We start from the raw sequence: 23,654 nt of genomic DNA, 5'->3' as shown, positions 1-23,654 counted from the left end.
AAAGTGGGGCAATGCGCACCGAGGACGTCCTGGCCGCCATCGCGACGGGCCTGTGGCGCTGGGACAACGCCTCCCGGATCGTCTCGCTCGACGCCGAGGCCGCCCGGCTGCTGGGCCTGCCCGCCGCCCCCGCCGAGCTGAGCGAGGCGGCGGTGCGGTCCCGTTTCCACCCGGTCGACTGGAACGAGATCGACGGCGTGGTCAACCTGGCCGTCGCCGAGGGCACCCTCGCCGAGGCCCGGCTGCGGATCATGGACGAGGGGGGCCGGGTGCTCCGTACCGTACGGACCCGGTCGAAGCCGTTCGTCGACGGGACCGGCTACCGGCTCGTCGGCACCCTCCAGGAGGTCGCCGAACCGGAGCCGGGCACCGCCGCGCGTACCCCCGTCACCGGCGACTGGCGCCGATCCCGCGAGGCCTTCCTGCTCGACGCGGGGCGGGCGCTCGCGGAGGCGCGGTCGACGGCCGAGGTGCTGCGGGTGGCGGCCTCGCTGTCGATGCCCGGTTTCTCGCCGGACGGGCTCGCCGTCTTCGGCGTGTCGGGCGACCGGCTGACGGTCATCGGGCACCACGGGCAGCGGGACGGCGACGAGGGACCGTTCACGTCGATGTCGCTGGACACCGACTACCCGGCGGCGGAGGTGGTGCGGACGGGCCGGGCGATCTATCTGCCGACCCCCGAGGACTACCTGCGCCGCTTCCCGATGACCTGGCCGCTGGCGGAACGTTTCGGCCGCCGTTCCTGGGCCTTCGTCCCGCTCATCGTCGCCGGGCGCACCATGGGCGCCTGGATGGCCGCCTTCAAGCATCCGGTCGCCTTCACCCCCGACGAGCGCTCGGTCCTGACGACGGTCGCCCGGATGCTCGCGCAGGCCCTCGCGCGGGCGGGGGTGGCCGAGTCGGAGCGCGAGCTGTCGCTCGGCCTCCAGCGGGCGATGATGCCGGTCCTCGGGCCGGGCATCCCCGGCATCCAGGTCGCCGCGCGGTACGTGCCGACCGGCGGCGGGCTCCAGGTCGGCGGTGACTGGTACGACATGATCCGGCTGCCCGGCGGCCCCTCGGGCCGCGGCGCCGGCGGGTCCGGCGCGGGGCGGATCGCCCTGGTCATCGGCGACGTCCAGGGTCACGACGTCCGGGCGGCGGGGCTGATGGGCCAGCTGCGGATCGCCCTGCGCGCGTACGCCTCCGAGGGGCACCGGCCGGACGCGGTGCTGTCCCGGGCCTCGCGGTTCCTGTACGGGATCACGGACGGGGACGACGGGGACGACGGGGACGGCGGCGGGCCCCGGTTCGCGACCTGCCTCTACCTGGAGGTGGACCTGGCCACGGGCACGGTCGACATCGCGCGGGCGGGGCACCCGGACCCGGCGGTACGGATGGTCGACGGAACGGTTCTGCTCAGGCCCACCGCCGGCGGCCTGCCCCTCGGCATCGACCCCGACACCGACTACCCCACCACCCGCCTCACCCTGGAACCGGGCGAGACCCTGATGATGTGCACCGACGGCCTCCTGGAGACCGGCGGCCACGACCTCGACAGCGGCTGGGAACGGGCCAGGCGGCTCCTGGAGGCCCACGAGGGCGAGGACCTGGAGACGCTCGCCGACACCCTGGTCGAGGCCGTCCACGGCCCGGCCTCCCACCACACCACCGGCCCGCTCGCCGACCGCCGCGAGGACGACATCGCGCTCCTGCTGATCTCCCGCCAGGCCGCGACGGCGGCCCGCGAGACCCCCCGGCGCACCCTCATGACGATCGCGCAGGCCGAGCCCGAGCGGGTCGCCGAGGCCCGCGAACAGCTCCGGCAGCTGCTGCACGACTGGGCCGACCCCGAGCAGCTCGACTCGGCCGTCCTCATGGTCTCGGAGATGCTCACCAACGTCCTCGTCCACACCGACGGCGACGCCCTGCTCGTCGCGGAGGTCGCCTGCGGCGAGAAGACCCGCCGGCTGCGGGTCGAGGTCTCCGACGGCAGCGACGAACTGCCGCACAAACGCCACCCGGGCGAGATGGCCTCCAGCGGACGCGGCCTGGTCCTCATGGAGATGCTCGCGGACGCGTGGGGCGTGGACCCGAGGGGCGAGGGCAAGACGATCTGGTTCGAGCTCAACGAGCCCGCGCCGGCGGACGGCTGCTGCCGGTAAGGGCGGCGGCGGTACGGGCGCGGGGGCCGGGACCGTACGGGAGACGGCGCGGCGGTACGGGGCGAGGACCGGCCTTACGGGAAACGCGGCGGCCCCGGCCGTACGAGTCCTCCCGGCCCCCGCCCCGGCCCCCCGGCCCCTCCGGCGCGCAAGGCTCACCCGTACGGAGGAGACTGGTGGCGTACGGCCGCCCGGGGGGACCACGGAGCAGTGCGTCATGGACACCCACAAGGTCGGCAGCGACACCACCGTCCTGGCCGACAGCCTCGAAGTGCCGGGGATCGGACACATCCCCGCCAACGCGTACGTCCTCACCGCCGCCGAACCCGTGGTCGTCGACACCGGGCTCTCGCTGGCCGACCGGACCTTCGTCAACACCCTCGGCTCCGTCATCGACCCCGCCGACGTCCGCTGGATCTGGCTCACCCACCCCGACCGGGACCACACCGGCGGTCTCTTCGACCTGCTGGTCGCCGCGCCCCGGGCGAAGGTCGTGACCACCTTCCTCGGCGCCGGGATCCTCTCCACGGAGCGCCCGCTTCCCCTGGACCGGGCGTACTTCCTCAACCCCGGCCAGTCCCTCGACGTCGGGGACCGCACGCTGCACGGATTCCGGCCTCCGCTGTTCGACAATCCGGCCACCGTCGGCTTCTACGACGACAGGACCCGGATCTGTTTCAGCTCCGACTGCTTCGGCGGCCCCATGCCGAGCGCCGAGCTGGCGGAGAGCGGGCACGCGAACGACCTGTCCCCCGCGCAGTTGCGGGACGCGCAGCTGCTGTGGGCGGCCGTGGACAGCCCGTGGGTGCACGTCGTGGACGCGGACAAGTACCGGGCGACGCTCACGCCCCTGCGGGAGATGGGCGCGGAGATCGTGCTCTCCACCCACCTGCCGCCCGCCGTCCGGATGACCGACCTGATGATCGACACGATCATGACGGCTCCGGACGCCGACCCGTTCGTCGGTCCCGACCAGGCCGCCCTGGAACAGATGCTGGCCACGTTCGAACCGGGCGGCCAGCCCGCCGCCACCTGAGGGCGGCGCGCGCGGGCCACGGTTCAGCCCGCCGCCGCTTCCGGGGGCGGCGGCGCCGCGCTCCCGTACCGGGCGCGGAGCTCACCGAGGACGCCGGTGGCGGCGGCGGTCAGCGGTACGGCGAGGAGCATGCCGAGGATGCCGGCGACCGAGGCCCCGGCGGTGATGGCCAGCATGACGGCGGCCGGATGCATGTGGACGGTGCGGCTCTGGACCATGGGCTGGAGCAGGTGCCCCTCGATGACCTGCACGGCCAGGACCACGCCCAGCGCCCACAGGGCGATGACGAAGCCCCGGTCGGCGAGCGCCACCAGCACCGCCACGGCGCCGGAGAGGAAGGCCCCGAGGTACGGGATGTAGGCGGTCACGAAGACGAGCGCGGCGAGGCCGACGGCGCCGGGCACCCTGAGGACGAGCAGCCCGACGCCGATGAGGACGGCGTCGACGAGGGCGATGAACGTCGTCCCCCGCATGAAGCCCTCGACCGCCTCGAAGGCGCGGCGCGCCATGGCCTCCACGGCGTCGCCGGTGGCGGGCGGCACGAGGGAGCGCAGGGCGCCCACGGCCCGGTCGGAGTCGCGGAGGAAGAAGAAGACGAGGAGGAGGGCGAGGACGGCGGTGGCGATCATCTGGCCGATGACGCCGATCCCGCTGATGACCCCGGAGGCGGCGGTCCCGCCGAATTTCTGGAGGAGCTGCCGGGAGTCGGCCGCCAGGTCGTCCAGGGAGGTTCCGGCCACGCCGAAGTGGTCGGCGATGCCGGTGGCGGCCTGCCGCAGCGACGCGATGATCTGGTCGCCGGTCTCGACGAGGGCGGCGACGACGATGTACGTGGCACCGCCGGCGACCACGAGGACCGCGGCGACGGTGAGCGCGGCCGCGAGCGACTTCCGGACCTTCATGCGCAGCAGGCGCCGGTGGAGGGGCCCGAGGAGCGCGGTGCCGAGGACGGCGAGGAGCGCCGGGGTGACGGCCGTCCTGAAGACCACGCACAGCCAGACGAGCACGGCCGCGACCCCCGCGACCAGCAGGAGGACGGCGCACCAGGCGGCGACCCGCCTGGCGCCCTCGGGGATCGGCGCTGCTGCTCCACTCGTCTGCACCCGTCCACCGGACCACGCCCCGGGGCGTGCCGTCGCGCGCTGACGGACCGTACGGGTGACGGCCCGTCAGTGCCGTGCTCCCCCGGGTTACTCGCCCATCCCGTGGACCGCCGGGACCGTGCCGAGGCGGCCCGCCTGGAAGTCCTCGAAGGCCTGGCGCAGTTCGGCCTGCGTGTTCATCACGAAGGGGCCGTAGTGCGCCATCGGCTCGCGGATGGGCCGGCCGCCGAGGAGGACGACCTCCAGGTCGGGGGTGTGCCCGTCCTGCTTCTCGTCGGCGCGGACCGTGAGCGAGCCGCCCTTGCCGAAGACGGCGGTCTGGCCGAGGTGGACCGGCCGCCGTTCGGCGCCGGCGGTGCCGCGGCCGGCCATGACGTACGCGAGGCCGTTGAAGTCCTCGCGCCACGGCAGGGTGATCTCGGCGCCGGGACGCAGCGTGGCGTGGATCATCGTGATCGGGGTGTGGGTGATGCCCGGCCCGTCGTGTCCGTCGAGCTCACCCGCGATGACGCGCAGCAGCGCGCCGCCGTCGGGGGAGGTGAGCAGCTGGACCTGGCCGCCGCGGATGTCCTGGTAGCGGGGGGCCATCATCTTGTCGGCGGCGGGCAGGTTCACCCACAGCTGGAGGCCGTGGAACAGGCCGCCGCTGACGACGAGGGACTCCGGCGGGGCCTCGATGTGGAGCAGGCCCGAGCCGGCGGTCATCCACTGGGTGTCCCCGTTGGTGATGGTGCCGCCACCGCCCTGGGAGTCCTGGTGGTCGAAGGTGCCGTCGATGATGTACGTGACGGTCTCGAAGCCCCGGTGGGGGTGCCAGGGGGTGCCCTTCGGCTCGCCGGGCGCGTACTCCACCTCGCCCATCTGGTCCATCATGATGAACGGGTCGAGGTACTGGTAGTTGATCCCCGCGAAGGCGCGGCGGACCGGGAAGCCCTCGCCCTCGAAGCCCGAGGGCGCCGTGGTGACGGCGAGCACGGGGCGGGCGGCGGCACCGGCCGGGGCGGTGACGCGCGGCAGGGTGAGCGGGTTCTCGACAGTCACGGCGGGCATGAGGGGACCTCCTGTTGCGGCCTTGGCGACCTCGTACGTCCACTTTAGTTGAACGATGAACTTCCTGCCATCCGGAACGCGGAACGCCCGGAAGGAATTCCTCCCGGGCGTTCTCCCCGACCGCTTCCCGCCCGCGTCAGCCGTACATCCGCCGCATCGCGTAGTCGACCATCTGCTCCACGGCCTTCGCGTCGAAGACCATGCGGTGGTCGCCCTCCATGTCGAGGACGAAGCCGTACCCGGTCGGCAGCAGGTCGATCACCTCCGCGCCCGTGATCACGAAGTACTTCGACTCCTTGCCCGCGTACCGCCGCAGCTCCTTCAGCGAGGTGAACATCGGGATCACCGGCTGCTGGGTGTTGTGCAGCGCCAGGAAGCCCGGGTTGTCACCGCGCGGGCAGTAGACCTTGGAGGTCGCGAAGATCTGCTGGAAGTCCTCGGCCGCGAGGGTGCCGGTGGTGAAGGCGCGCACCGCGTCCGCGAGCGACGGCGGCGAGGGCTCCGGGTAGAGCGGCGCCTGCTGCCCGTACCCGTTCCCGGGCTGCATCCCGCCCTGCATGCCGGCCTGCGGGTCGTACTGCTGCTGAGGGGGCGGCGCGTACTGCTGCTGGGCACCCGGATTCTGCTCGTAGCCGTACATGCCCCCAGCCTAGCGAGCACCGCCCCGAGCCCGTGCCGCGATCCGGCCGGGGCAGGCTCCCCCAGGGCCCTCCCGGCGCCGTGGGGTGCCTGCTAAGTTCGCGGGAGCAACGACGCGCACGGGGGTGCACATGACACTGAACGACGCATGGACCGAACTGTTCGGAGGCGCGGCGCCGCAGCAGCGACCGGCCGCGATGACGCTGGCCGGACTGCCCTCGGAACCGGGCGGGGGCGGCGGGGGCGGCTCCGCCGACCTCAAGGCCGACGAGGCTCCCTGGCACGCGGCCGGGAACACCGCGGGTGAGCTGCGGACCAGCACCGCGACCTCGCTGACCGACCTGGACACCGCCAACGACGGAGTCGCCGGCGCGACCGCCGGGTTCGACTCCTCCGCCGCGCTCACCGAGATCCTCGGCACCTGGAAGACCCGGCTGACGGCCGTCCGCGACGAGTGCGGCCGGCTGGAGGGTTCCCTGAAGGCCGCCGGGCGCGACTTCGGCGAGCGCGAGGACGCCACCAGGCGGAAGATCGCCGCGGAGGCCCCGGTACCGCCGCAGCGGAAGGAGAACTGAGGCCCGTGCCCACCTGGCAGCAGCTCCGCGACGTGAAACTGAGCGAGTACACCGACGCCGCCGACGGCTGGGGCAAGGTCTCCTCACGCGCCAACGCGGACAAGGACCGCGTGGACAACGCCATGTTCGCCCGCATCCACGACACGCAGGAGGGCGACGCGGCGAAGGCCGCCTGCGACGAGGTCGGGCAGCTCTCCAGGAACTACCAGTACCTGCACACCGAGTGCGGCCTGATCCGCACCGCGCTCAACGGCCTCGCCGCCGAACTCGCGGCGCCGCAGAACAAGCTGAAGCGGGCCCTCGAGGACGCCGCGAACCTCAAGTTCACGGTCAAGCCCGACGGTTCGGTGGAGTACCCGACCGACTCGTTCGTCCTCGCCCCCGGCAGCAACACCGCCCAGGACGGGGCCCCCGTCCCCTACGCCCCGGGCGCGGGCGAGGGCGTCGGATCCGCCGACGCCAACAAGGGCAAGGCGGAGGACATCGCCCAGCGCATCGGCGACGCCGTCCGCGAGGCCGCCGAGATCGACAGCCGCTACGCCGCCGTCCTGCGCAAACTGAAGGCGGAGCCGGGCCTGACGGTCAGCGACGCGACCCTCGCCGACGCCGCCGCCGACACCAAGGCGATGCAGCAGGCGGCGGGGAAGTACGCCGACGACGACAAGATCCCGCAGGGCAAGTCCCCGCAGGAGAACGCCGCCTGGTGGAACGGCCTCACCCAGGAACAGCGCGACGAGTACGCCACGCTCTACCCCGCCTCCGTGGGCGCCCTGGACGGCATCCCCTCCGCCGTCCGCGACGACGCCAACCGCATGGTGCTGGCGGAGACCCGGGCGCAGGCCCAGCTGGACTTCAACGCCATTCCGAAGCCGCCGCAGGAGTACATCCAGAATCCCAGCGGGCAGTACCCGGCGGTCATCAAGAACCCCGCCTTCCTGCAGTGGGAGAAGCAGCACGGCGACCGCTACACCCACCTCGACAGTTCACTGAAGGGCATGAACGCCATCGAGGCGCGCTTCGCGCAGACGGGCAAGGAGGGGCTGCCCGAGGCCTATCTGCTGGGTTTCTCCTCGGAGGGCAACGGCAGGGCGATCATCGCCAACGGCAATCCGGACACCGCGAAGCACACGGCGGTGTACGTGCCCGGCACGACGTCGAACCTCGGCAGCATCGGCGGGAACATCGACCGCATGGTCGACCTCTGGCGCTCCACGGACCGTCTGCCCGGGGACGACTCCGTCTCGACGATCACGTGGCTGGGGTACGACGCCCCGCAGGACATCGTGAAGGACGCCCCCTTCGAGCACTACGCGACCGACGGGGCGCCGGCCTACAACAAGTTCATGGAGGGCCTCGAGGTCGCCCAGGGCGGCCCCGACAAGAGCCATACGACCGCCATCGGCCACTCGTACGGCACGACCCTCCTCGGCGCCGCCGCCCGCGACGGGCACCTGCGCGCCGACGACATGATCGTGGCCGGCAGCCCGGGCGTCCTGGTGGGCTCGGCGGAGGAGCTGGACGTGCCGAAGGGGCACGTGTGGAACCAGGAGGCGGACGGCGACGCCGTACCGGACATCGGCCGGTGGGGTCACGGCGGCAGCCAGTGGCGGCTCGGCGGTGGCGTCTTCCTCATCCCCAGCGACGAGGTGTTCGGGGCCAACCAGATGTCCACGGACACCGAGGGCCACAGCGACTACTGGAAGCGGGACAGCCAGAGCCTGAACAATCAGGCAGCGGTTGTGGCCGGTCAATACGGCAAGGTGAAGCACGATGAATAGGCCCCGAGCCGGCGCCCTGGCGGTGGCGGCGGCACTTCTCACACTCACGGGATGCAGCATGGACGAGTCCAACGGAACGAAGGTGGTCGGCGTCCGCGACCAGGAGGAGATCAACGCCGAGACCAAGAGGGTGTCGAGCGAGATCTACGACCTGATCGGGGTCAAGGGCACCCCGTCCAAGGGCGGCGTGGGGGTCATGTCGTGCGAGGGCAAGGACACCGAGCGGTTCTACGCGATGAAGCACCCCTGGAGCCTCACGGCCGGCTCCGACGAGGAGCTGGCCGGGGCCATGGAGCGGCTGAAGACGGAGCTCCCCCAGCGGGGCTGGAAGATCGTGAAGTACGGTCCCGACTCCAGTCCCTCCAAGAACCTCGAGCTCACCGCCGACAACGACGAGCGGAAGTTCGGCGTCCACATCAGCTTCTGGCGTAAGAACAGCGGCGGGGACACCAACCCGCCCTCGCTGATCATCGACGTGATCTCCGGCTGCTACGAGGTCCCGGAGGGCCAGAAGGTCAAGCACTACTGAGGCCGCTCCGCGGCCGCACGCGAAGGGCCCGGGACGCGCCGTCCCGGGCCCTTCGCGTGCGGCCCGCGTCACAGATGTCCGGATAGGGGTTGCCCTTATTACCGGTGGGTAGCATCATCGTAGAGAACGTGGGCTACTCACCGGTAGTACGCCGTGTCACGAGTACGCGCACGAGAGACATCCACCTCCCCGAGCCTTACGGAGCCGTCGCCATGGGGCACTACAAGTCGAATCTCCGCGACATCGAGTTCAACCTCTTCGAGGTCCTCGGCCGCGACAAGGTGTACGGCACCGGTCCGTTCGAGGAGATGGACGTCGAGACCGCCAAGAGCATCCTCGACGAGATCCGCCGCCTGGCCGAGAACGAGCTCGCGGAGTCCTTCGCCGACGCCGACCGCAACCCGCCGGTCTTCGACCCGGAGACCAACACGGCCCCCGTCCCGGCCTCCTTCAAGAAGTCGTACAACGCCTTCATGGAGTCCGAGTACTGGCGCCTGGGCATCCCCGAGGAGATCGGCGGCACCGTCTCCCCGCGCTCCCTGATCTGGGCCTACGCGGAGCTGCTGCTCGGCGCGAACCCGGCGATCTGGATGTACTCCTCCGGCCCGGCCTTCGCCGGCATCCTCTACACCGAGGGCAACGAGGCGCAGAAGAAGGTCGCGAAGATCGCCGTCGACCGCCGCTGGGGCTCGACGATGGTCCTCACCGAGCCCGACGCGGGCTCGGACGTCGGCGCCGGCCGCACCAAGGCCGTCCAGCAGGAGGACGGCTCCTGGCACATCGAGGGCGTCAAGCGCTTCATCACCTCCGGTGAGCACGACATGGAGGAGAACATCCTCCACTACGTCCTCGCCCGCCCCGAGGGCGCCGGCCCCGGCACCAAGGGCCTCTCCCTCTTCCTCGTCCCGAAGTACGAGTTCGACTGGGAGACCGGCGAGCTCGGCGCCCGCAACGGCGTCTACGCCACCAACGTCGAGCACAAGATGGGCCTCAAGGCCTCCAACACGTGCGAGATGACCTTCGGCGACAAGCACCCCGCCAAGGGCTGGCTCATCGGCGACAAGCACGACGGCATCCGCCAGATGTTCCTCATCATCGAGTTCGCCCGCATGATGGTCGGCACGAAGGCGATCTCCACCCTCTCCACGGGCTACCTCAACGCCCTGGAGTACGCCAAGGAGCGCGTCCAGGGCACCGACCTGGCGAACTTCATGGACAAGACCGCGCCCAAGGTCACCATCACGCACCACCCCGACGTCCGCCGCTCGCTGATGACGCAGAAGGCGTACGCCGAGGGCATGCGCTCCCTCGTCCTCTACACGGCCACGATCCAGGACGAGATCGCGATCAAGGAGGCCGCCGGCGAGGACGCCAAGGCGCTGCACGGCCTCAACGACCTGCTCCTCCCGATCGTCAAGGGCTACGGCTCCGAGAAGGGCTACGAGCAGCTCGCCCAGTCGCTCCAGACGTTCGGCGGCTCCGGCTTCCTGCAGGAGTACCCGATCGAGCAGTACATCCGCGACGCGAAGATCGACACCCTGTACGAGGGCACCACCGCCATCCAGGGCCAGGACTTCTTCTTCCGCAAGATCGTCCGCGACCAGGGCGCCTCCCTGAACGCGCTGGCCGAGGAGATCAAGAAGTTCCTCGCCGTCGGCACCGGCGGCGACGAGCTCGCCGGGGCCCGCGACGCCCTCGCCAAGGCCGCCGTCGACCTCGAGGGCATCGTCGGCGCCATGCTGACCGACCTCACCGCCACCGGCGAGGACGTCAAGAACATCTACAAGGTCGGCCTCAACACCACCCGCCTGCTCATGGCCTCCGGTGACGTCGTCGTCGGCTACCTGCTGCTGCGCGGTGCCGCCGTCGCCGCCGAGAAGCTCGCCAACGGCGCCTCCGGCAAGGACGTCGCCTTCTACCAGGGCAAGATCGCCGCCGCGAAGTTCTTCGCCGCCAACGTCCTGCCCGGCGTCTCCACCGAGCGCGCCCTCGCGGAGGCCGTCGACGGCTCCGTCATGGACCTGGACGAGGCCGCGTTCTAGCAACGCCTCTCGTCCATACAGGAACGGCTCGTCCCCGGGGAGGGGGGCGGGCCGTTCCGCCTTTCCCGGCCACCCGCGCACCCGCCGGCGGGCACGCCCGCCTCGTACGGGCGGGGCCACGAGCCGTACCGGGGACCGCCGTTCCCGCCCCCGGGGGGACGGTGTCCGCATGTCGGGATCTGCGTAAGGTGAACCCATGAGCAGCGCACCTTCCCGCCCGGCGGCCGGCCCCTTCGACCGCGGCCACACCGATGACCTCATGACCTTCCTCGCGGCCTCCCCGTCGCCGTACCACGCGGTCGCGAACACCGCCGAACGGCTGGAGAAGGCCGGCTTCCGCCGGGTCGGGGAGACCGAGGCCTGGGACGGGACGAGCGGCGGGAAGTACGTCACCCGCGGCGGCGCGATCATCGCCTGGTACGTGCCCGAGGGCGCCGCCCCGCACACGCCGTTCCGGATCGTGGGCGCCCACACCGACTCGCCGAACCTGCGGGTCAAGCCGCAGCCGGACTTCGGCCGGGAGGGCTGGCGGCAGGTCGCCGTCGAGATCTACGGCGGGCCGCTGCTCAACAGCTGGCTGGACCGGGACCTGGGTCTCGCCGGCCGGTTCACGCTGCGGGACGGCAGCCACGCGCTGGTGAACGTCGACCGGCCGCTGCTGCGCGTGCCGCAGCTCGCGATCCACCTGGACCGGCAGGTCAACGAAGGCATGAAGCTGGAGCGCCAGCGGCACATGCAGCCGATCTGGGGCCTGGGCGAGGTCCGCGAGGGAGACCTGATCGCGTTCGTCGCCGAGGAGGCCGGCGTCGAGGCCGAGGACGTGGCGGGCTGGGACCTGATGGTCCACGCCGTGGAGGCCCCGGCCTACCTGGGCCGCGACCGGGAGCTCCTGGCCGGCCCGCGCATGGACAACCTGCTCTCCGTCCACGCCGCCACCGCCGCGCTCGCCTCCCTCGCCGGCCGCGACGACCTCCCGTGCATCCCGGTCCTCGCCGCCTTCGACCACGAGGAGAACGGCTCCGAGGCCGACACCGGCGCCCAGGGCCCGCTGCTCGGCACCGTCCTGGAGCGCTCGGTCTACGCCCGCGGCGGCCGGTACGAGGACCGCGCCCGCGCCTTCGCCGGCACCGTCTGCCTCTCCTCCGACACCGGCCACGCCGTCCACCCCAATTACGCGGAGCGCCACGACCCGACGCACCACCCGCGCGTCAACGGCGGCCCGATCCTCAAGGTCAACGTCAACCAGCGCTACGCCACCGACGGCAACGGCCGCGCCGTCTTCGCCGCCGCCTGCGAGAAGGCCGGCGTCCCCTGGCAGTCGTTCGTCTCCAACAACGACATGCCCTGCGGCACCACCATCGGCCCCATCACCGCCGCCCGCCACGGCATCACCACCGTCGACATCGGCGTCGCCATCCTCTCCATGCACAGCGCCCGCGAACTCTGCGGCGCCGAGGACCCCTACCTCCTCGCCAACGCGCTCGTCGCCTTCCTGGAGGGCTGACCCGAGCCGGGTCCCGTCACGACGCCGGGCGAAACATCCGCGAAACGGCCCTCCTGGCAGCGTGGCTGCCATGCAGCGACATGAAGGGCCGCCCCGGCGGACGTTCGTCCTCCTCCTGGCCACCGCCGTCCTCCTCGGGACGGCGGTGGCCTGGGGGATCGTCGAGCAGTACAACGACCGGCCGCCGTGGGCCGCCGACATCGCCTACGAGGGCGGGTACGTGCAGGCCACGCGCATCCGGAAGTACGACCAGGACGGCTCCCGCACGAAAGCCCTGCTGACCGGCGAATGCGCGCTCATGCAGCGGCAGGGCATGGGCGGCGACCGGGCCGTGCACGACCCGGCCGCCTGGGTGGCCGGGTGCCTGGACGCGGCGGCGGGCCGCCCCTCCCGGCACCAGGGCCTCGTCCGCTGACCAGCCGGCCGGCGCGTCCGCCCGTCAGGCGTCCATGCCCGCCAGGATCAGCGGCAGCCGGGCCACGCCCCCGTCGCTGACCTTCACCGGCACGCCCCAGTCCTGCTGGTGGACGTGGCAGGCGGGGTACTCGTTGGCCGGGTCGTCGTCGCACGAGGCCGCCATCGCGGAGACGTGCAGCACGCCCTCCGTCACCTCCGGGTTCAGCTCCAGGTCCCGGAAGAGGTCCGTGCCCGTGCCCTCGCCGGCCCGCAGCAGCTCCGGCGGCGTCGAGGAGACCAGGAGCCGGGTCGAGGGGCCGTACCGCTCGTCCAGCTTCTGGCCGGCCGGCGCCTGGAAGATCACGTCGAGGCGCAGCCGGCCGGGGGCGATCTCGGTGGCCTCGCGCCGCGTCCGGTGCGCGACCGCCTCCACCCGTACCGCCTCCTCGGGCAGCCGCAGCCGGGTCAGCCGGTGCCGCGCGGACTCCACCACCACGATGTCGTCGCCCACCAGGACCGCGTCGCTCGGCTCGCGCAGATCGGTGGCGAGGGTGGTCACCTCACCGGTGGCCGGGTCGTAGCGGCGCAGGGAGTGGTTGTACGTGTCGCTGACCGCGACCGAACCGTCCGGCAGCGCCGTCACGCCCAGCGGGTGCTGGAACAGGGCCTGTCCGGCGTCGCCGTCCCGGTGACCGAAGTCGAAGAGACCGGTGCCGACGGCCGTGTGCACGACCCCCTCGGTGTCGATCCACCGCAGGGCGCTGGTCTCCGAGTCGGCGATCCACAGCCGGTCCGGGGTGGCGGCGAGCCCCGAGGGCTGCGCGAACCAGGCCTCGGCGGCGGGGCCGTCGACCAGGCCCTCGTTCGTCGTGCCCGCCGCGACCTCCACGGTCCTCGTCCGCGGGTCGTACGTCCACAGCTGGTGGACGCCCGCCATGGCGATCCACACCTTCCCCTGCCACCAGGCCACGTCCCACGGCGAGGAGAGGTCCGTCTCCAGGGCGGGCCCCGAGGTCGGGGAGCCCTGCCACCACTGCGTGCCCGTGCCCGCGATCCGCTCGACCGCCCCGGTGGCCGGGTCGAACAGCTGGAGCGCGTGGTGCACGGTGTCCGCGACCACGACCTTCCCGTCCGGCAGCACGGTCAGTCCCTGCGGCTCCCGGAACTCGCCCGGCCCGCCGACGCGGCGCACCACGGTCTCGCCGTCCTCCGCCAGCTCCACCAGCTGGTGGCGGGTGGTGTCGGAGACCAGGAAGTTCCCCGACTCCAGCAGCACCGCCTTGCCCGGGAACCGCAGGTCCGTCGCGACCGGCTCCGGCGGCACGTACGGCCCGTCGCCACGCCGCAGCGTCCCCTTCGCCTCGTGCTCGGCCTCCAGCTCCTCCACCAGCGTCCGGATCGCGTTCGCGTGCCCCTCGCCGGCGTGCTGCGCGACGACGTACCCCTCGGGGTCGATCACGACGAGCGTCGGCCACGCCCGCACGGCGTACTGCTTCCACGTCGCCAGGTCGGGATCGTCCAGCACGGGGTGATGCACCTCGTACCGCTCGACGGCGTCGACCACGGCCTGGTGCTCGGCCTCGTGCACGAACTTCGGCGAGTGCACCCCGACGATCACGAGCGTGTCGCGGTGCTTCTCCTCCAGCTCCCGCAGCTCGTCCAGGACGTGCAGGCAGTTGATGCAGCAGAAGGTCCAAAAATCGAGCAGAACAATCTTTCCTCGCAGATCGGCGAGGGTCGGTTCCTCACCGCCCGTGTTCAGCCAGCCGCCCCGGCCGATCAGCTCGGGGGCACGGACACGGGCGCGTCGGGGCGCGGGGGTGGGCGCGGAGTCGTTCATGGGTCAAGGGTGCCGTACGGGTGGAAAGAGGGGGCCGGGTGGGGGCCGCGGGGTGTGTCTTCCCGTGGGGGTGGGGGGAGCGGGTCGTCAGCATGGCGGGCATGGAGCGTGTAGGTAGATCATCGGACTATTACTGCTCTCGGGTGGGGGGTGGGCTCCTGGCCGTGCTCCTCGTGGTGCCGTGTCTGGCGTGGGGCGCGGGCGAGGCGCGGGCCGGTGGCGTCGGGGACGCGCTGCGGGTGACCGTGACCGTCAACGGGCGTGAGCGCTCGTGGTCGCGGCCCCCGGAGGTACGGATCGGGACGACGGTCGAGAAGCGGTACCGGCTGGTCAACAACGGTGAGGCCGACCTGTACGACGTCCGGGTCCTGGATCCCGGGGTGCCCGGAGGGACGGCGCGCTGTCCGGCCCGGCCGCTGCCCGCGCTCGGGGAGGTGGAGTGCGTCGCCCGGTTCCCCGCCGCGCCCGGCACGCACCGCGCGACCCTGCGGGCGGAGGGCCGGGTGCCCTCCCTGGGGCGGACCGTCACCGCCACCACGCGCTCCGGGTACACCGGCGTCGGCGCGGTCCTCGGCCTCAGCGAGCGGGTGGCCCTCGGCACCCGGGGCACCGCGAACCTCACGTACACCGTCTCCAACCGGGGCAACCGTCCGGTCCACGCGGTACGGGTCACCGACCCGGGTCTCGGGCTGCCACCGGGCGCCGTCGACTGCGGCGGGCGCTCCCCCGTGGTGCCGCTGATCGAGGCCGGGTCCTCCGCCCGCTGCGCCGCGTCCGTACGGCGGCCGCCCGGCACCTACCGCAGCGAGGGGCTCGCCACCGGCAGCGACCGTCTCCACACGTACGCGCCCGGGGGCGTGCTGGTTCCCCCACCGGTCCTCACCGCCCGTGCCACCGCCGTCTTCACGGTGCCGGCCCCGCCGGTGGCCGTGCCCGCGCCGGGAGCACCGGGGGCGCCGGGGGCGCCGGGGGTTCCGGGAGCACCGGGGGTTCCGGGAGCACCGGGGGCTCCAGGAACGCCGGGGGCGCCAGGAGCACCGGGGGTTCCAGGAGTGCCCGGGGTTCCGGGGGGTGTGCCCGGGGTTCCGGGGGCTCCTGGGGCTGTGGAGGTTCCGGGAGCCGGTGGGATCACAGGGGCGACCGTTCCCGGGGCAGCAGGTGCGGCGGCGGCCGGTGCGGCGGCGGCGCCAGGGGCCGCTGGGGCGGCCGGTGCTGCGGGGGCGCCAGGGGCCGCTGGGGCGGCCGGTGCTGCGGGGGCCGCCGGAGCCGCAGGGGCAGGTGCGGGAGCCGGAGCCGCAGGAGCCGGAGCCGCAGGAGCCGGGGCCGGGGCCCTGCCCGTCGGGCCGCCCGGAGCGGGGGCCGGTACCGGAGCCGTGCCCGGGGCCGGGGACGGGGGCGGGCCCTTGCCCGTGGGGCCGCCCGGGGCCGCGACCGTCCCCCCGGCCCCCCCGAACGTACCGCCCGACGCGCCGCCCCGGGCGGCGGTCGCCGCCCCCGACACGGAAGGCTTCCTCGGCCGCGTCCGGCGCCGCGCCCACCACGCGCGGGAGCTGGGAGTCGTGGTGATGCTCCTGCTGATCCTCATCCCGGCCGCCATCGCCGCCGCCCTCCTCGGCAGTCGCAGGAGCTGACCCCATGGCCCTGATGGAAACCCTGATCATCACCCTCGGGGTGGCGCTCGCCGCCGCCCTCTCCGTCGTCCTCAAGACGAAGCTGTTCCCGCTCGGCGAGGACGAGGAACCGCGCGAGGACGTCGCCGAGTACATCGCCATGATGGTCTCGGTCCTCTACGCCGTGGTCCTCGGCCTCTGCCTGGTCTCCGTCTGGGACACCCGCGCCTCCGCCGCCGACCACGCCCACGCCGAGGCGAGCGCGCTCCACCAGACGTACCTGCTGGCCGACGCCTACCCGCCGGCGCGCGCCGAGCCGCTGCGCCGGGCCACCCGCGCCTACGCCACCCACGTCGTGGAGGTCGAGTGGCCCATGATGGCGGAGCGCCAACCGCTCGACCCCCTCGGCTGGCAGCTCCTCGACCGGGTGCGGCGGGCGGGAGAGGCGGGCGACACGGACAAGGTGTCCGAGCAGATCGCCGCCCAGGAGGTGCTGGCCCAGCTCGGATACGTGGACGACGCCCGGCGCGGGCGGGAGGCGGCCGCGCAGGAACGGCTCTCGCCCGTGCTGTGGGCGGGACTGCTGATCGGAGGCGTGCTGACGCTCGCGTTCATGTTCCTCTTCGGCGTCCGGCGGAGCGCGACACACGTGGTGATGGTGATGGGCCTGGCCGGGTTCATCGCCTTCACGGTGCTGCTCATCCACCAGCTCGACTCGCCGTTCGGGAACGCGCTCGGCACGTCCCCCGACGCCTTCGTCCGCTACTTCGCCTGAGGAGGGGGAGTGAGGGAGGAGGCGGGAAGGTGACACACCGGGACGAGAGGGCAGGCATGGGCCCATGAGATATCTCGTACGGGACCGGATCTTCGCGATCGGCGACGACTACTGGATCGAGGAGGAGGGCGGCCGCCCCGCCTTCCTCGTGGACGGCAAGGCCCTGCGGCTGCGCGACACCCTGGAGATCAAGGACCCGGACGGGCGGGTCCTGATCACCCTGCGGCAGAAGGTGTTCGCCCTGCGGGAGACGATGACGGTCGAGCGGGACGACCTGCCGCTGGCGACCGTCCGCCGCAAGCGGCTCTCCCTGCTGCGGAGCCACTTCCGGGTGACGCTCGCCGACGGGACGGAGCTGGACGTCAGCGGCCGGATCCTGGACCGGGAGTTCGGCGTCACGTACGAGGGTGAGCCGCTGGCCCGCGTCTCGCGCCGGTGGCTGACCGTCCGCGACACCTACGCCGTCGACGTCGTACGGGAGGACGCGGACGCGGCCCTGCTCATCGCGCTCGCGGTGTGCGTGATCCGGATGACGGAACGCGAGCGCGACGAGGACTGACCGGACGTCAGGCGCCGTGCGCGGCGGCCTTGTCGAGGGCCTGGGTCAGGTCCGCCCACAGGTCCTCGACGTGCTCGATGCCGACGGAGAGACGGAGGGTGCCGGGGCCGATGCCGGCCGTCCGCAGGGCCTCCGCGTCGAGCTGCCGGTGCGAGGTGGAGGCCGGATGCATGACGAGCGTCCGGACGTCCCCGAGCGAGACGCTGAGGGAGGCGACCCGGACCGCCTCCACGAAGGCGCGGCCCGCGTCCCGGCCGCCGGCGAGGTCGGCGGAGATCACCCCGCCGCCCCCGGCCGGCAGCAGCCGGGCGGCGACGGCCCGGTCGGGGTGGTCCGCGAGGGACGGGTGGCGGACGGCGGCGACGGCCGGGTGCGCCGCGAGCCGGGCGGCGAGCGTGGCGGCGCTCGCGCACTGGCGCTCGACGCGCAGCGGCAGGGTCTGCATGCCGCGCAGGGTGAGCCAGGCGGCGAACGGGTCGGTGACGGCGCCCTGTTCGACGGCGTGCGCGCGGACGCGCCGCTGCAGTGCGGGGTCCTTGAAGACGGCGACGCCGCCGAGGACGTCGGCGTGCCCGGCGAGGTACTTGGTGGCGGAGTGCAGGACGACGTCGGCGCCGTGGTCGAGGGGGCGGCAGAGCAGCGGGGAGGCGAAGGTGTTGTCGACGGCGACCGGCACCCCGGCACCGGCGGCCACGGCGGCGAGCGCGGGCAGGTCCGCGACGCGGGTGGTGGGGTTGGCGATGGTCTCCAGGTAGAGGAGGCGGGTCTCGGGGCGGAGGGCGGCCCGCACCTCGTCCGGGTCGGTGCCGGAGACGTACGTGACGTCGACGCCCCAGCGGCCGGCGAGGTCGGTGAGGAGCGCGTACGTACCGCCGTACAGGCACCGCTGGGCGATGACGTGCCCGCCGGAGGAGAGCAGGGTGTGCAGGACCCCGCTGATGGCGCCCATGCCGGAGGCGTAGGAGAGCGCGCCGGTGCCGCCTTCGAGACGGGCGACGGCGTCCTCCAGGGCGCGGACGGTGGGGTTGCCCATGCGGCTGTAGAGGAAGGTGTCCGGGTCGGCGAGGGCGTCGGCCGAGTCGAAGGCGAAGACGTGGCCCTGGTGGAGGGGGACGCCGAGCGGGGTGCTGCCGCTGATCTCCACGCGGGGCGGGTGGACGGCGAGGGTCTCGGGACGCAGGGCGCCGCCGTCGGTCTTCGCGGGGACGCCGGTGATGTCGTTCGCGCTGATGGTCATGACCGCAGTCTGGTCGGGCCGGACTTGTCGCCCCAGAGCCAATCACGGCAGATTGGTTCGCCGGGGGAGCCAATGGGGTGCGTGGGGAAACGGGGGAGCGTGCCGTGGAGTTGAGGGGTCCGGCGGGATCGGGCGTTGCCGGTGGTACGAGAGGGGTTGGCGGGTTCGGGGAGACGGGCGGTACGAGCGGGGTACGCGGTACGGGTGGTGTACCGGGGCCCGCGCGCCAGGACCGCCCCGGCGCCCCCGCCTCCAGCGCCCTCACCGCCCCCCACGACGCCGAGGCGTTCGTGGCCCGGCTGGGGCCGCTGGTCGGCCGGACGCGGTCCGCTGTATCTGCTGCTCGCGGCCCGGCTGCGGGCGCTGATCGACGACGGGGTGCTGCGCCCCGGTGCCCTCCTGCCGCCCGACCGGCGCCTCGCCGGCGCGCTCGCCGTGGGCCGGACGACGGTGGTCGCCGCGTACGACACCCTGCGGCAGGAGGGGCGGCTGGTGCGGCGGCAGGGCAGTGGGACCCGGGTGGCACCGGCCGCGCTCCCCCTGCACCGCCGCGCCGGGGCGGCCGGCGGTCCGGGACCGGCCGGCGGTACGGGACCGGCCGGCGGTACGGGTGAGCCCCGGGTCGTGGAGACCTCGAACCCGCTGTTCCTGCACCTCCTGGAGGCGCCGGACGACGTGATCCTGCTGAGCTGCGCCGCCCCGCCCGGGCCGCCGCCCGAGCTCACGGAGGCGTACCGCGCGATCGTCCTGCCGGACCGGGACCTCGGCTACCACCCGGCGGGCCTGCCGGTGCTGCGGGAGGCGGTGGCCGCGCGGTACACGGTGCGGGGGCTGCCCACCGGGCCCGGGGAGGTCCTCGTGACCACCGGCGCCCAGCAGGCCCTCGCGCTGCTGGCACGGCTGCTGCTCGCGCCGGGGGACGGGGTGCTCGTGGAGGCGCCCTCGTATCCGGGGGCGCTCGACCTCTTCCGGGAGGCGGCGGCGGTGCCGCTGCCCGTGGCGGTCGGGCCGGACGGGCTGGACGTGGCGGTGGCCGTACGGACCATGGAGCGGCACCGGCCGGCCCTGGCGTACGTGATGTCCCGGTTCCAGAACCCGACCGGCACCGTGCTGCCGCCGCTCGCCGGGCGACGCCTCGTGGAGGCGGCGAACGCGCTCGGGGTGCCGCTGGTCGACGACGAGGTTCCGGCCGAACTCGCCTTCGGCGGAGAGCCGGCCGGGGCGCCGCTCGCCGCGTACGGGGAGGTGATCTCGGTCGGCTCGCTGAGCAAGGTGGTGTGGGGCGGGCTGCGGGCCGGCTGGGTGCGGGGTCCGGCCGCGCTGATCGCCCGGCTGGCCCGGCTCAAGGCGCTGCACGACCTGGGGGGCGACGTGGCGTCCCAGCTGGTCGCGGCCCGGCTGCTCGGCGGGTTCGGGCCGGTGCTCGCGGCGCGCCGGGCAGCGTGCCGCGCGGGCCACGACCACCTGCGGGCGGAACTGGCCCGGCTGCTGCCCTCGTGGGAGTGCCCCCCGGTGGGCGGCGGGCAGACGCTGTGGGTGCGGCTGCCCCACGGGGACGGGGTGTCGTTCGCCCAGCTCGCCCTGCGGCACGGCGTGGCGGTCCTGCCGGGCTCCACGGCGGACGCGCTCGGAGGCAGCGCGGACCGGCTGCGGCTGCACTTCATGGCGGCGCCGGAGGTGCTGACGGAGGCGGTGCGCCGGCTGGCGGCGGCCTGGGCGGAGTACGCGCCGGGGCCGGGGCGCAGCCCGGGCGCCCTGCATGCGATCGTCGTGTGACGCGAGGGGGAGGAGAGCTTCATGCACAGCACCGTCACACCGTTCACGCTGCGCCCGTGGCGCGAGGGCAAGGGGTACGAGCGGCGGTCCGGATGGCGGGGCGTCTCGGCCGAGTTCGGTGAGATCACGGTGGAGGCGCCGCTGCGGCAGACCGTCCCCGAGGTGGTGGTCTCGGAGCTGCGGGGCGGACTCCTGCCGCCCGTCTCGTACGAGGCGCGGGGCATCCACACGGAGGTGATCCGGCTGCCCACCCTGAACCGGGCGACCCTCCGGGTCGGTGACGCGCTGGTGTCCCTGGAGCGGAACCGTTTCGGCGCCACGGCCCGGCAGCGCGGCCTGCGGATGCGGTACGGCGGCGACCGCTACCTGCTCCGGGCCGTGGACCGCCGCTCCTGGCACCTGGCCCGCGCGGCGGACGCCGAGGACCCGGGCGTCGCGGTGTCGGTACGGGGTGCGGGGCGCGGCTCGCGGCGACGCCTCGAGGTGTCGGTGGCGGGCCGCGCGGTCGCGGCGGATCTGTCCCTCGCGCTGATCTTCGCCGGGGTGGACCGCGCGGCCCTGACCCGGGGCGGCGCGGTCCGCGCCGGCCTCTCCCGGGTGACCCAGCTGTGGGCGGAGGTCCAGTACTAGGTTCCGGTACGCGGTGGCGTCCGGGGCCGGAATCGGTAAGGCTCGGGCGCATGGTCTCAGTACTGCAGAACGTGGCGATCGACTGCGCGGACGCCTATGAACTGGCCCTTTTCTGGAGCAGGGTGACGGGGCGGCCGCTCCATCCGGACGACCGGCCGGGGGTGCGGGAGGCGCAGGTCATGCTCCCGGAGGGCCCGGTCCTGTACTTCAACCAGGTGCCCGAGCCCAAGACGGTCAAGAACCGGCTCCATCTGTGCCTGCGGCCGGAGACCTCCCGGGACGAGGAGGTGGCACGGCTGCTGGCCCTCGGGGCCGCGTTCGTCGCCGACCACCGCCTGCCCGACGGCACGGGCTGGGCGGTCCTGGCCGACCCCGAGGGCAACGAGTTCTGCGTCCTGCGCGGCGACGCGGACCGGGCGGGCACCACGCCCGGACCGGCCCGCACGTCCTAGCCGTACGGTTCGAAGCCGATGACGGCCGAGCCACTCCTCGACGGCGTCCCGGTCGACGGGGATGACCGGGCCCTCGGGCGACGGCCCGAAGAGTGCGGCGAAGACGAGGACCCGTCCGCGTGCCCGGGAACCCGCCGCCCGCCGCCCGACCCGGTCGCCCTCCCCGTCCCTCAGGCCCCGGTGCGCCGGGGCGCGCTCACGCCCAGGACCCGGTCCTTCAGGGCCGGGAACTGTTCCCGTGTCGTGGCCACCTTCTTCGGGTCGAGCACGGCCCGCAGGGTCTCCTCGCCCGGGCCCGCCTCCGCGAGGACCTCGCCCCAGGGGTCGACGACGGTCGAGTGCCCGGCCTGCTCCACGCCGGCGTGGGTGCCGGCGGTGCCGCAGGCGAGGACGTACGCCTGGTTCTCCACCGCGCGGGCCCGGGCGAGCAGGGTCCAGTGGGCGAGACGGCGGGCCGGCCAGCCGGCCGGGACGACGAAGGCCTGGGCGCCGGCGTCCACGAGGCCCCGGAAGAGTTCGGGGAAACGCAGGTCGTAGCAGGTGGCGACGCCGGCGGTGAGGTGCGGCAGGTCGAAGGTGACCAGGTCCTCCCCGGCGGCCATGAGGACCGCCTCGCCCTGGTCGAAGCCGAAGCGGTGGATCTTCCGGTAGCTGGCGGCGAGTTCGCCGTCGGGGGAGAAGACGAGCGAGGTGTTGTAGAGGGAGCCGCCCGCCTCCTCCACGAAGGAACCCGCGTGCAGCCACACCCCGGCGTCCCGCGCGGCGGCGGACATCGCCTCGTACGTGGGGCCGCGCAGGGGCTCGGCCTCGGCGGCGAAGGAGTCGGCGGCGAAGGCGCCGACCGGCCACAGTTCCGGCAGGACCACGAGGTCGGCGTGGCCGGATTCCGCCCGTACCAGGCGCGCCGCGCGCGCCCGCCGGGTGTGGACCGGTTCGTCCGGGTCCACCGCGATCTGGATCAGCGAGGCGCGCACACTACCACCGTCCTGGCATCGGAGCCGTCAACACCGGCCTACGATCGTCACACGAAAGCACTGCCGGGGTGCCTTCGGGCAGCGTAACTTAGCGTCCGAGCCTCCCACTCAGTCGTGTTTTCAGCCCGCGCACCGAAGAACCGCCGAGGGGTCCCGTGACCGTCCATCCCAGCCTCCAGAACTACGCCGACGCCTGGACCCACTCGATCGAGGCGATAGCCGAGCTGGTGCAGCCCCTGCCCGAGGCGACGTGGAACCGGCCGACGCCGTGCCCCGGCTGGTCGGTGCGGGACATCGTCTCCCATGTCATCGGCATGGAGACGGAGATGCTGGGCGACCCGCGGCCGATCCACGCCCTGCCGCGCGACCTCTACCACGTGCGCACCGACTTCGCGCGCTACATGGAGGTGCAGGTGGACGCCCGGCGGCACCACACGGCGCCGGAGATGACGGCCGAGCTGGAGTACGTGCTCATCCGCCGGGCACGGCAGCTGCGCAACGAGAACCGCTCCCCCGACCACCTGATCCGCGCCCCCCTCGGCGCCGAGCAGACCCTCGAACTGGGCTACCGGATGCGCGCGTTCGACGTGTGGGTGCACGAGCAGGACCTGCGGGCGGCGCTCGGCGCGCCGGGGAACCTGGACGCGCCCGGCGCGCTCGTGACCCGTGACGTGCTCCTGGAGGCGATGCCGGACGTGGTCGCCCGTCGCGCCGGCGCGCCCGCCTCCTCGGCGGTGGTGCTGGACGTGAGCGGTCCGGTGGAGTTCCTTCGGACGGTCCGGGTGGACGCGGAGGGCCGCGGCTCGATCGACGGGGCGCCGTCGCTGGGGCCCGCGGTGACGCTGGCGACCGACTGGGAGACCTTCGTGCGGCTGGCGTGCGGCCGGGTGCGGCCGGCGGACGTGGCCGACCGGGTGAAGGTCGAGGGCGACGAGGCGCTGGCGACGGCGATCCTGGACAACATCGCGGTCACCCCCAGCTGACGGCCCCCGCCCGCGGTGCCCC

Annotated in this window: 21 protein-coding genes; 15 read left to right on the top strand and 6 right to left on the bottom strand. The window is 73.5% G+C overall.

All coding sequences use genetic code 11. The annotated features are described in order from the left end of the window. Positions 1-11 precede the first annotated feature (11 nt). Positions 12-2,144 (top strand): SpoIIE family protein phosphatase, encoded by a 2,133-nt coding sequence (locus ABTY40_RS03615; protein ID WP_352057974.1) that lies wholly within the window; start codon positions 12-14, stop codon positions 2,142-2,144. A gap of 217 nt (positions 2,145-2,361) precedes the next feature. Then, positions 2,362-3,180 carry an oxygen-binding di-iron domain-containing protein gene (locus tag ABTY40_RS03610; protein ID WP_345280187.1) on the top strand — a complete coding sequence of 273 codons (819 nt, stop codon included), beginning with the start codon at positions 2,362-2,364 and terminating at the stop codon, positions 3,178-3,180. A 23-nt stretch (positions 3,181-3,203) separates the two neighbouring features. Here the strand turns inward: ABTY40_RS03610 and ABTY40_RS03605 are convergent, their stop codons facing one another. The 3 genes from ABTY40_RS03605 to ABTY40_RS03595 form a co-directional block, all read right to left on the bottom strand. Next, positions 3,204-4,283 carry an AI-2E family transporter gene (locus tag ABTY40_RS03605; RefSeq protein WP_352057973.1) on the bottom strand — a complete coding sequence of 360 codons (1,080 nt, stop codon included), beginning with the start codon at positions 4,281-4,283 and terminating at the stop codon, positions 3,204-3,206. 87 nt (positions 4,284-4,370) lie between these two features. After that, a complete protein-coding gene (locus tag ABTY40_RS03600; protein ID WP_352057972.1) occupies positions 4,371-5,333 on the bottom strand; it encodes a pirin family protein in 963 nt (320 codons plus the stop codon). Between the two features lie 136 nt (positions 5,334-5,469). Continuing rightward, the gene (locus ABTY40_RS03595) at positions 5,470-5,973 is read right to left on the bottom strand and encodes an SseB family protein (RefSeq protein WP_345280192.1); all 504 of its coding nucleotides are present in this window, start codon (positions 5,971-5,973) and stop codon (positions 5,470-5,472) included. Between the two features lie 130 nt (positions 5,974-6,103). Between ABTY40_RS03595 and ABTY40_RS03590 the strand changes: the two genes are divergently transcribed. From ABTY40_RS03590 to ABTY40_RS03565, 6 genes are all read left to right on the top strand, one after another. Continuing rightward, a complete protein-coding gene (locus ABTY40_RS03590) occupies positions 6,104-6,547 on the top strand; it encodes a hypothetical protein (RefSeq protein ID WP_352057971.1) in 444 nt (147 codons plus the stop codon). Between the two features lie 5 nt (positions 6,548-6,552). Further along, on the top strand, positions 6,553-8,325 hold the full coding sequence (locus ABTY40_RS03585) for an alpha/beta hydrolase (RefSeq protein WP_352057970.1): 1,773 nt from the start codon (positions 6,553-6,555) through the stop codon (positions 8,323-8,325). A 58-nt stretch (positions 8,326-8,383) separates the two neighbouring features. Next, entirely contained in the window at positions 8,384-8,854 is a 471-nt protein-coding gene (locus tag ABTY40_RS03580) for a hypothetical protein (protein ID WP_352057969.1), read from the top strand. 212 nt (positions 8,855-9,066) lie between these two features. After that, the gene (locus ABTY40_RS03575; protein ID WP_345280204.1) at positions 9,067-10,896 is read left to right on the top strand and encodes an acyl-CoA dehydrogenase; all 1,830 of its coding nucleotides are present in this window, start codon (positions 9,067-9,069) and stop codon (positions 10,894-10,896) included. Between the two features lie 196 nt (positions 10,897-11,092). Then, entirely contained in the window at positions 11,093-12,400 is a 1,308-nt protein-coding gene (locus ABTY40_RS03570) for a M18 family aminopeptidase (protein ID WP_352057968.1), read from the top strand. Between the two features lie 70 nt (positions 12,401-12,470). Further along, on the top strand, positions 12,471-12,815 hold the full coding sequence (locus ABTY40_RS03565; RefSeq protein ID WP_352057967.1) for a hypothetical protein: 345 nt from the start codon (positions 12,471-12,473) through the stop codon (positions 12,813-12,815). A 24-nt stretch (positions 12,816-12,839) separates the two neighbouring features. Here the strand turns inward: ABTY40_RS03565 and ABTY40_RS03560 are convergent, their stop codons facing one another. Then, on the bottom strand, positions 12,840-14,636 hold the full coding sequence (locus ABTY40_RS03560; protein ID WP_352057966.1) for an NHL domain-containing thioredoxin family protein: 1,797 nt from the start codon (positions 14,634-14,636) through the stop codon (positions 12,840-12,842). Between the two features lie 143 nt (positions 14,637-14,779). On the opposite strand from ABTY40_RS03560, the gene ABTY40_RS03555 reads away from it, so the two are divergent. From ABTY40_RS03555 to ABTY40_RS03545, 3 genes are all read left to right on the top strand, one after another. Continuing rightward, positions 14,780-16,267: a hypothetical protein gene (locus tag ABTY40_RS03555; protein ID WP_352057965.1), complete on the top strand. Its 1,488-nt coding sequence runs from the start codon at positions 14,780-14,782 to the stop codon at positions 16,265-16,267. 4 nt (positions 16,268-16,271) lie between these two features. Further along, positions 16,272-17,021 carry a bestrophin-like domain gene (locus tag ABTY40_RS03550; protein WP_352057964.1) on the top strand — a complete coding sequence of 250 codons (750 nt, stop codon included), beginning with the start codon at positions 16,272-16,274 and terminating at the stop codon, positions 17,019-17,021. A 64-nt stretch (positions 17,022-17,085) separates the two neighbouring features. Further along, positions 17,086-17,580, top strand: a complete 495-nt coding sequence (locus ABTY40_RS03545; protein ID WP_352057963.1) for an LURP-one-related/scramblase family protein — start codon at positions 17,086-17,088, stop codon at positions 17,578-17,580. Positions 17,581-17,587: 7 nt separating this feature from the next. Here the strand turns inward: ABTY40_RS03545 and ABTY40_RS03540 are convergent, their stop codons facing one another. Next, the gene (locus ABTY40_RS03540) at positions 17,588-18,817 is read right to left on the bottom strand and encodes a trans-sulfuration enzyme family protein (protein ID WP_352057962.1); all 1,230 of its coding nucleotides are present in this window, start codon (positions 18,815-18,817) and stop codon (positions 17,588-17,590) included. Positions 18,818-19,021: 204 nt separating this feature from the next. On the opposite strand from ABTY40_RS03540, the gene ABTY40_RS03535 reads away from it, so the two are divergent. Genes ABTY40_RS03535 through ABTY40_RS03525 form a run of 3 tightly spaced genes read left to right on the top strand, consistent with a single transcriptional unit; the run spans position 19,022 to position 21,675 of the window. Further along, complete coding sequence (locus tag ABTY40_RS03535; protein ID WP_352057961.1) at positions 19,022-20,593, top strand: aminotransferase-like domain-containing protein; 1,572 nt, start codon at positions 19,022-19,024, stop codon at positions 20,591-20,593. A gap of 21 nt (positions 20,594-20,614) precedes the next feature. Next, on the top strand, positions 20,615-21,223 hold the full coding sequence (locus tag ABTY40_RS03530; RefSeq protein ID WP_352057960.1) for a hypothetical protein: 609 nt from the start codon (positions 20,615-20,617) through the stop codon (positions 21,221-21,223). 50 nt (positions 21,224-21,273) lie between these two features. Beyond that, a complete protein-coding gene (locus tag ABTY40_RS03525) occupies positions 21,274-21,675 on the top strand; it encodes a VOC family protein (RefSeq protein ID WP_352057959.1) in 402 nt (133 codons plus the stop codon). Between the two features lie 170 nt (positions 21,676-21,845). Here ABTY40_RS03525 and ABTY40_RS03520 read toward each other — a convergent pair whose 3' ends face one another. Then, positions 21,846-22,649 carry a carbon-nitrogen family hydrolase gene (locus ABTY40_RS03520; RefSeq protein ID WP_352057958.1) on the bottom strand — a complete coding sequence of 268 codons (804 nt, stop codon included), beginning with the start codon at positions 22,647-22,649 and terminating at the stop codon, positions 21,846-21,848. A 155-nt stretch (positions 22,650-22,804) separates the two neighbouring features. Between ABTY40_RS03520 and ABTY40_RS03515 the strand changes: the two genes are divergently transcribed. Continuing rightward, positions 22,805-23,632 carry a maleylpyruvate isomerase family mycothiol-dependent enzyme gene (locus ABTY40_RS03515; RefSeq protein ID WP_352057957.1) on the top strand — a complete coding sequence of 276 codons (828 nt, stop codon included), beginning with the start codon at positions 22,805-22,807 and terminating at the stop codon, positions 23,630-23,632. Positions 23,633-23,654 lie beyond the last annotated feature (22 nt).

Origin of the sequence: Streptomyces sp. NPDC126503 (assembly GCF_040302405.1) — a bacterium.
GTDB lineage: Bacteria > Actinomycetota > Actinomycetes > Streptomycetales > Streptomycetaceae > Streptomyces > Streptomyces gulbargensis.
The sequence above is the reverse complement of the archived record's forward strand: the minus strand, read 5'-3'. Positions and strand labels throughout refer to the sequence as shown.